The organism is Pseudarthrobacter arbutini (assembly GCF_054510915.1).
In genome coordinates, this window is sequence record NZ_JBTNDQ010000003.1 from 352635 (window position 1) to 358768 (window position 6134).

The window sequence follows — 6134 nt, forward strand, 5'->3', positions numbered from 1 at the left end:
ATGAGCAACGCAACCTTGCAACGCGCGCGTCCGGAGGGACGCGCCCCGGCACCGGAGCAGGAGAAACCCCGACGGCGGCGCACCACCTGGTGGCTGCTGCTGGCCCCGATCCTGGCCTTCGACGTCGTACTGTTCCTCAGCCCGCTGGGCAAACTGGTGGGCTCGAGCTTCACCGGCAACGCCTACCAGCGCGTCCTCGAAGACCCGCTGGTGGTCCGTTCCCTGATCAACACCCTGAGCATCAGCCTGGCATCCACCGTCGTCACCGTGGTCCTGGGCTACGTCATTGCCCTGGTGCTGTGGCGCTCCGGCACGGTGACCCGCGTGATCCTGTTCGCCGTGGTGCTGCTGCCCTTCTGGACCGGCATCCTGGTGAAGAACTTCGCGTGGGCCGTACTCCTGCAGGACAACGGCATCGTGAACTCCTTCCTCCAGACGGTGGGCCTCACCGATGCTCCCATTGAGCTGCTGCACAACCGGCTGGCCGTGATCATCGGCATGGTTCACTGCCTGCTCCCGTATGCGGTATTCCCGATTTTCTCCTCGCTGACTTCCATCGATGACCGGCTTGCCCTGGCGGCGCGTTCGCTCGGGGCCAAGGAAGCCTCAATCTTCCGCCGGATCACCCTGCCGCTCAGCACGCCGGGCATCTCCGCGGCAGGCTTGCTCGTGTTCATCATCAGCACCGGCTTCTTCATCACCCCGGTGGTCATGGGCGGACCCGGCGACATGATGATCGCCAACCAGATCGACTACTACGCGCGCCAGCTCACCGACTTCTCCGGGGCCGCGGCCCTGGCCGTAATCCTGACAGTGCTGGTCAGCATCCTCGTTGCCATCTACCAGCGAGTGCTCAAGGCGGGAGGCCAACATGCAGACAACTAATCCCCGGCAGCGACTGCTGACGCTGCTTTCCATTCCGGTGTTCCTGTTCCTGGTGGTCCCCACGGCGATCGTGGTGCCTGTTGCTCTTAACGACAGCCGCTACATCACGTTCCCGCCCGAAGGAATCTCGTTCGCCGCCGTCGCGGGCTTCTTCGCTGATAAGGCTTGGACCTCGGCCCTGACGGCCAGCCTCCAATCTGCAGTGATCGCCGTCGTGATCGGTGTGATTCTCGGCGCGACCGCGGCGATCGGCCTGCACGGACGCAAGTTCCCGGGCCAGCAGGCTGTCGTCGGGCTGATCCTGGCGCCGATGATCGTCCCCACCGTGGTGCTGGCGCTGGCGTTCTACCAGTTCTTCATCTCGCTCGGCGTGCTGGGCAGCATCCTCCCCATCGGCCTGGCGCATGCCGTCATCGCCACCCCGTACGTGTACTTGACCACGCGTGCCAGCCTTGCCGGACTGAACCCGGCGCTGGTCAATTCGGCGCAGAGCCTGGGCGCCGGATGGCTGTCCGTGTTCCGGCACGTCTACCTGCCGGTCATCTTGCCTGGGCTGGTTTCCGGGGCGTTGTTCGCCTTCTCGGTCTCCATCGACGAGACCGTGATGTCGCTGTTCATGCAGTCGCCCAGCGCCACCACCCTGCCCGTGAAGATGTTCACCGACATCCAGTTCAACCTGACCCCCAAGATCGCGGTGTCCTCGGCTCTGTTGGTCACCGTGGCCACCCTGGGGCTGTTGTTCCAGGTCATGTTCGTTCTCAAACGGCGTTCCACCGCCAGGATGCTGCCGCTGGCCGTGTCCGCACCAAACTAAGGAAGGCCCATGACTACTTCAGTGATTTCCGCAGCAGCAAGCACCCGGACGACGGCGTCCGCGCAGGGTTCCATTGAACTCCGGCAGGTCCGCAAGACGTACGGCGACGTAGTTGCCGTCGACGAGCTGGACCTGGTGGTGGAACCCGGCGAATTCGTCACCCTGCTGGGACCGAGCGGATCCGGCAAGACCACCACCATGATGATGGTGGCCGGCTTCGAGGAGCACACGTCCGGGAGCGTCCTGATCGACGGAAAGCCCGTGGATTCGCTCCCGCCCCGGGACCGGAACCTGGGCGTCGTGTTCCAGAACTACGCCCTCTTCCCGCACATGAGCGCCCGCGAAAACGTGGAGTTCGCGCTCCGGATGCGCAAGGTGCCCAAGGCCGAACGGCGTCAACGCGCCGATAGCGCGCTGGAACGCGTTGGCCTGGGCAAGATGGGCGACCGCAAGCCACGCCAGCTCTCCGGCGGGCAGCAGCAGCGCGTGGCCCTGGCCCGCTCCCTGGTGTTCAACCCGGCGGCACTGCTCCTCGACGAGCCCATGGCTGCCCTCGACAAGCGGCTCCGCGAACACATGCAGGAAGAGATCAAGACGCTGCAGAAGAGCCTGGGCATCTCCGTCCTTTTCGTCACGCACGACCAGGACGAGGCCATGGCCATGTCGGACCGGATCGTGGTCATGAAGGACGGCAGGATCGTCCAGTCGGGCCCGCCCGAAGAGGTCTATAACCACCCGCTCACGGACTGGGTGGCCAGCTTCCTGGGCGACACAAACCTCATCCCGTGCACCGTCCTGGAACGCAAGGACGGCGAGGCGCTGGTTGACCTCGGCGGCCTGGGCCTGGGCAGGGTTCGCGACCGCGGTGTCACCGGCGAGAAATACGCCGTGTCCATCCGTCCCGAAAACCTCAAGTTCAGCTCCGAGGCAAGCACGGACAACTGCGGCAAGGCGGCGCTGGTCTCCTCGACCAACCTGGGCGCCACGGTGCGCCACCGCCTCACGGCCGGTGGCCACGAGCTCCAGGTGCGCGAACTCAGTTCAGATGCGACGGGTCGGCCCGCGCCAGGCGCGGAGCTGTTCGTGACCTGGGAGCCGGACAAGGCCCAGCTGCTGGTTCTGGAGCAGTAGGTCCGCCCGGGGAACTGCCGGGGATGCCGGTCGGTTCCCCGGAGCCTGCTGGGCAGGGGCCTAGGTGTCCAGCAGGTTTTCGTAACCCTCTGCCACGGTCGTGGCGGTGAATTCGATAACGTCGAACTCGGCCACGCCGTTGCTGTAGAAAGGGTCCTTGGCCAACGCAGCATCCAGTGTGATTCGGTCGGCCTTGGACAACAGCACACCGCCCACCGCGGGAACCAGGCGTCCGGACGCAAGGAACACGCCGTCGTCGAACGCTTGCTTAACCCACGCCATATGCGCAGGGCGGTGATAGTCCACGATGTCTTCGGGCACCTTGTAGGTCAGCGATACAACAAACATAAAGTCAGCCTACCCGGCTGGGTCCACGGGAACTGGTGCGTCACTTGAACGCTCAACCACGCTCTGCTTCTAGAATGGACGCATGACCGAACCGCGCTGGCTCAACGCCGACGAACGCCGTGCCTGGCTGGCACTCCTGAGCATCAACACGCTGCTGCCGGCTGCCCTGGACAACCAGCTCCACACCGCCGGCAAGGTGTCCCTGTTCGATTACAACGTCATGGCCATGCTGTCCGAAGCCGAGGGCCGCTTCCTGCCGATGAGCCAGCTGGCCGCCCGCACGAGTTCGTCGCTGTCCCGGCTCTCACATGTGGTTGCCAAGCTTGAGAAGCGCGGATGGCTGGAGCGGCGTCCGCATCCCCGCGATGCACGGGTCACCACCGCACACCTGTCCGACGTCGGGATGGCCACTTTGGAGGCACTCGCACCGGGGCACGTGGAGGCGGTGCGCACCAAGTTCCTGGACGCCCTGACGGAACGCGACGTCAATGACCTTGCCCGCATCGGCGAAAAGATCGTTGCCCGGCTGGACGATGACCACTGGATCCTGCGCGAGACCGAAAGTCGGCCATAAGCCGTCGCCCTGATGGACACCGTCCGGACAGGCCCCGCCTTGGTTGCTCCCGGCAACAGATGAAAGACTGACGCCATGGACTTTTCGACCCGGTATGTAGCGCTCGGCGATTCCTTCACGGAAGGGGTCGGGGATGACGATCCCAGCCGCCCCAACGGCGTCCGCGGCTGGGCGGATCGCGTGGCGGAGCAGCTGGGCGCGGAAGATCCCGGCTTCGGCTACGCCAACCTCGCCATCCGCGGCAGGAAGCTCCGCCAGATCATGGCAGAACAGGTGGACGCCGCCGTCGAACTTAACCCCACCCTGGTGACCATCTACGCAGGTGCCAACGACATTCTGCGGCCCAAGATCGACATCGACGATCTGCTGGCGGAATACGACACCGGCATCCGCAAGCTGGCGGCGACCGGAGCCACCGTGGTGCTGTTCACCGGCTTCGACGCCCGCGGCTCCAAAGTCTTCAGCACCATGCGCGGCCGCACCGCCATCTACAACGAACTGGTCCGCGGCATTGCCGGGGACCACGGAGCGTTGCTGGTGGATTACTGGCGCTTCAACGAGTACTACGACTGGGGCATGTGGGCCCAGGACCGGATGCACATGTCCGCTGCTGGGCACGCCAACATGGCCAAACGCGTCCTCACGGTCCTGGAGCACGACCACTCGATCGAAGTCCCGCCCATGACCCCCGTGCCCGAACTGAACCGGGCCGAAGCCCTCCGCGCCAACGCCCGCTGGGTCCGCGAATTCGCCGGCCCCTGGGTGTACCGCCGCGTCACCGGCAAGTCCTCGGGCGACGGACTGGAGCCCAAGTACGCCCAGCTCACGCGCCTCTGAGGCAGCGCCCCCTTATACACCGTCCGAGTACGGATTGGTCTTTAATTGCGTGAACTCGTAGACTTGGTGAGCGCTAAGTGCGCGGAGCGTGCGCAATTGCTCCGGTGGCCCGGTAATTTTCTCCAGGGTAGCCGGTAGTTAGGGGCTCAAGTTGCGTGACTAACCGTTCACCCTGATCACTTTGGGTCGCACTTAGCCGCATGATCCTGCAGCAGATATGCGGATCATTACATTCAATTCTTGAGGAGAAGTCATGGCAGCACACTGCCAAGTGACCGGAGCCGAGCCGGGCTTTGGGCACAGCATTTCGCACTCGCACCGTCGCAACAAGCGTCGGTTCGATCCGAACATTCAGAAGAAGCGCTACTGGGTTCCGTCCCTGCGCCGTAATGTCACGCTGCAGCTTTCTGCAAAGGGCATCAAGACCATCGACGTGCGCGGCATCGACGTAGTCGTCGCCGCCATCCTTGCTCGGGGAGTGAAGCTCTAATGGCTAAGGACAAGGACGTACGTCCGATCATCAAGCTCAAGTCGACTGCGGGCACGGGCTACACCTACGTGACGCGGAAGAACCGTCGTAACGACCCGGACCGTATGGTTCTGAAGAAGTACGATCCCAAGATCCGTCAGCACGTCGAATTCCGAGAGGAGCGCTAAACACATGGCTAAGAAGTCAATGATCGCAAAGAACGAACAGCGTAAAGTCATCGTTGAGCGTTACGCTGCAAAGCGCCTCGAACTGAAGAAGGCTCTGGTTGACCCCAACTCGACCGACGAAGTTCGCGAAGCAGCACGCCTCGGCCTGCAGAAGCTTCCCCGCAACGCGTCGCCCGTCCGTCTGCGTAACCGCGACATCATCGACGGCCGTCCCCGCGGTACCTTCCAGAAGTTCGGTATCTCCCGTGTTCGCTTCCGCGACATGGCTCACCGTGGTGAGCTCCCGGGCATCACCAAGTCTTCCTGGTAATTCAGTACCGCTGATTCCAGCTGCTTGAGAAGGGCCGGCAACCATTTGGTTGCCGGCCCTTCTGCGTTTAAGGCTTGCGGTGATCGAGCCCTGGTGAAGGGCGTGTCGAGATCCGAGAGAGGCGTCGGCCGTTGTGCCGCAGCACACAGAACTCACTTACGACGGCGGCGCCCGAATTTGGGTGCCGATACCGGCTTTAGGCCCGGAATGGCGGGGTTTCGACCTGTTGTGGGGGTGGATTTGCGGTGGGGGTTGGGTGGGTGTATTGTTTTCTAAGTCGCCGCGAGGGGAACAGCGAAGAGCTGGTTACCGCGGGCGGCCAAACCCCCTAATTCAAGACCAAATGTTGGTTGTTCTTTTGAGCGCNAAGACCAAATGTTGGTTGTTCTTTTGAGCGCCTTTGTTTGGTGGGGATGTGTTTTCTGCTGGTGTGGGTCCTGGAATATGGATTTGCATCGGGGCGGGAAACCGGGTAAGTTTGAAAAGTTGCTCCGGAGCGATCCACGGCCGATTGAATGGTTGTGGTGGTGCCGGGTGTGTCTGTTGTTTGAGAACTCAATAGTGTGCCAAGTTTGTTG

General features: G+C 63.1%; 9 protein-coding genes. 8 read left to right on the forward strand and 1 reads right to left on the reverse strand.

Annotated features, from left to right (window positions below; all coding sequences use genetic code 11):
* Genes ACX80V_RS05605 through ACX80V_RS05615 form a run of 3 tightly spaced genes read left to right on the forward strand, consistent with a single transcriptional unit; the run spans position 1 to position 2830 of the window.
* The gene (locus ACX80V_RS05605; RefSeq protein ID WP_058930799.1) at positions 1–885 is read left to right on the forward strand and encodes an ABC transporter permease; all 885 of its coding nucleotides are present in this window, start codon (positions 1–3) and stop codon (positions 883–885) included.
* On the forward strand, positions 872–1699 hold the full coding sequence (locus ACX80V_RS05610) for an ABC transporter permease (protein WP_104063678.1): 828 nt from the start codon (positions 872–874) through the stop codon (positions 1697–1699). The genes ACX80V_RS05605 and ACX80V_RS05610 overlap by 14 nt, the downstream gene beginning before the upstream one ends.
* Positions 1700–1708: 9 nt before the next feature.
* Positions 1709–2830, forward strand: a complete 1122-nt coding sequence (locus tag ACX80V_RS05615) for an ABC transporter ATP-binding protein (protein ID WP_485842317.1) — start codon at positions 1709–1711, stop codon at positions 2828–2830.
* Between the two features lie 60 nt (positions 2831–2890).
* Here the strand turns inward: ACX80V_RS05615 and ACX80V_RS05620 are convergent, their stop codons facing one another.
* On the reverse strand, positions 2891–3178 hold the full coding sequence (locus ACX80V_RS05620; RefSeq protein WP_485842318.1) for a YciI family protein: 288 nt from the start codon (positions 3176–3178) through the stop codon (positions 2891–2893).
* An 82-nt stretch (positions 3179–3260) separates the two neighbouring features.
* On the opposite strand from ACX80V_RS05620, the gene ACX80V_RS05625 reads away from it, so the two are divergent.
* The 5 genes from ACX80V_RS05625 to rpsN all read left to right on the forward strand — a co-directional run bounded on the left by ACX80V_RS05625 (position 3261) and on the right by rpsN (position 5556).
* A complete protein-coding gene (locus tag ACX80V_RS05625) occupies positions 3261–3752 on the forward strand; it encodes a MarR family winged helix-turn-helix transcriptional regulator (RefSeq protein ID WP_056342119.1) in 492 nt (163 codons plus the stop codon).
* Positions 3753–3827: 75 nt separating this feature from the next.
* Positions 3828–4589, forward strand: coding sequence for an SGNH/GDSL hydrolase family protein (locus ACX80V_RS05630; protein ID WP_485842319.1), 762 nt, complete (start codon positions 3828–3830; stop codon positions 4587–4589).
* Between the two features lie 253 nt (positions 4590–4842).
* On the forward strand, positions 4843–5079 hold the full coding sequence (gene rpmB / locus ACX80V_RS05635; protein WP_056342125.1) for a 50S ribosomal protein L28: 237 nt from the start codon (positions 4843–4845) through the stop codon (positions 5077–5079).
* Complete coding sequence (gene rpmG / locus ACX80V_RS05640) at positions 5079–5246, forward strand: 50S ribosomal protein L33 (protein WP_013602737.1); 168 nt, start codon at positions 5079–5081, stop codon at positions 5244–5246. Before rpmB ends, rpmG begins: the two co-directional genes overlap by 1 nt.
* Before the next feature lie 4 nt (positions 5247–5250).
* A complete protein-coding gene (rpsN, locus tag ACX80V_RS05645) occupies positions 5251–5556 on the forward strand; it encodes a 30S ribosomal protein S14 (RefSeq protein ID WP_026266887.1) in 306 nt (101 codons plus the stop codon).
* Positions 5557–6134: the final 578 nt, after the last annotated feature.

What these genes read in the sequence shown, in the direction of transcription:
- ACX80V_RS05605 (WP_058930799.1), top strand. Translation starts at nt 1, where the DNA reads ATGAGCAACGCAACCTTGCAACGCGCGCGTCCGGAGGGACGCGCCCCG.
- ACX80V_RS05610 (WP_104063678.1), top strand. Translation starts at nt 872, where the DNA reads ATGCAGACAACTAATCCCCGGCAGCGACTGCTGACGCTGCTTTCCATT.
- ACX80V_RS05615 (WP_485842317.1), top strand. Translation starts at nt 1,709, where the DNA reads ATGACTACTTCAGTGATTTCCGCAGCAGCAAGCACCCGGACGACGGCG.
- ACX80V_RS05620 (WP_485842318.1), bottom strand. Translation starts at nt 3,178, where the DNA reads ATGTTTGTTGTATCGCTGACCTACAAGGTGCCCGAAGACATCGTGGAC.
- ACX80V_RS05625 (WP_056342119.1), top strand. Translation starts at nt 3,261, where the DNA reads ATGACCGAACCGCGCTGGCTCAACGCCGACGAACGCCGTGCCTGGCTG.
- ACX80V_RS05630 (WP_485842319.1), top strand. Translation starts at nt 3,828, where the DNA reads ATGGACTTTTCGACCCGGTATGTAGCGCTCGGCGATTCCTTCACGGAA.
- rpmB (WP_056342125.1), top strand. Translation starts at nt 4,843, where the DNA reads ATGGCAGCACACTGCCAAGTGACCGGAGCCGAGCCGGGCTTTGGGCAC.
- rpmG (WP_013602737.1), top strand. Translation starts at nt 5,079, where the DNA reads ATGGCTAAGGACAAGGACGTACGTCCGATCATCAAGCTCAAGTCGACT.
- rpsN (WP_026266887.1), top strand. Translation starts at nt 5,251, where the DNA reads ATGGCTAAGAAGTCAATGATCGCAAAGAACGAACAGCGTAAAGTCATC.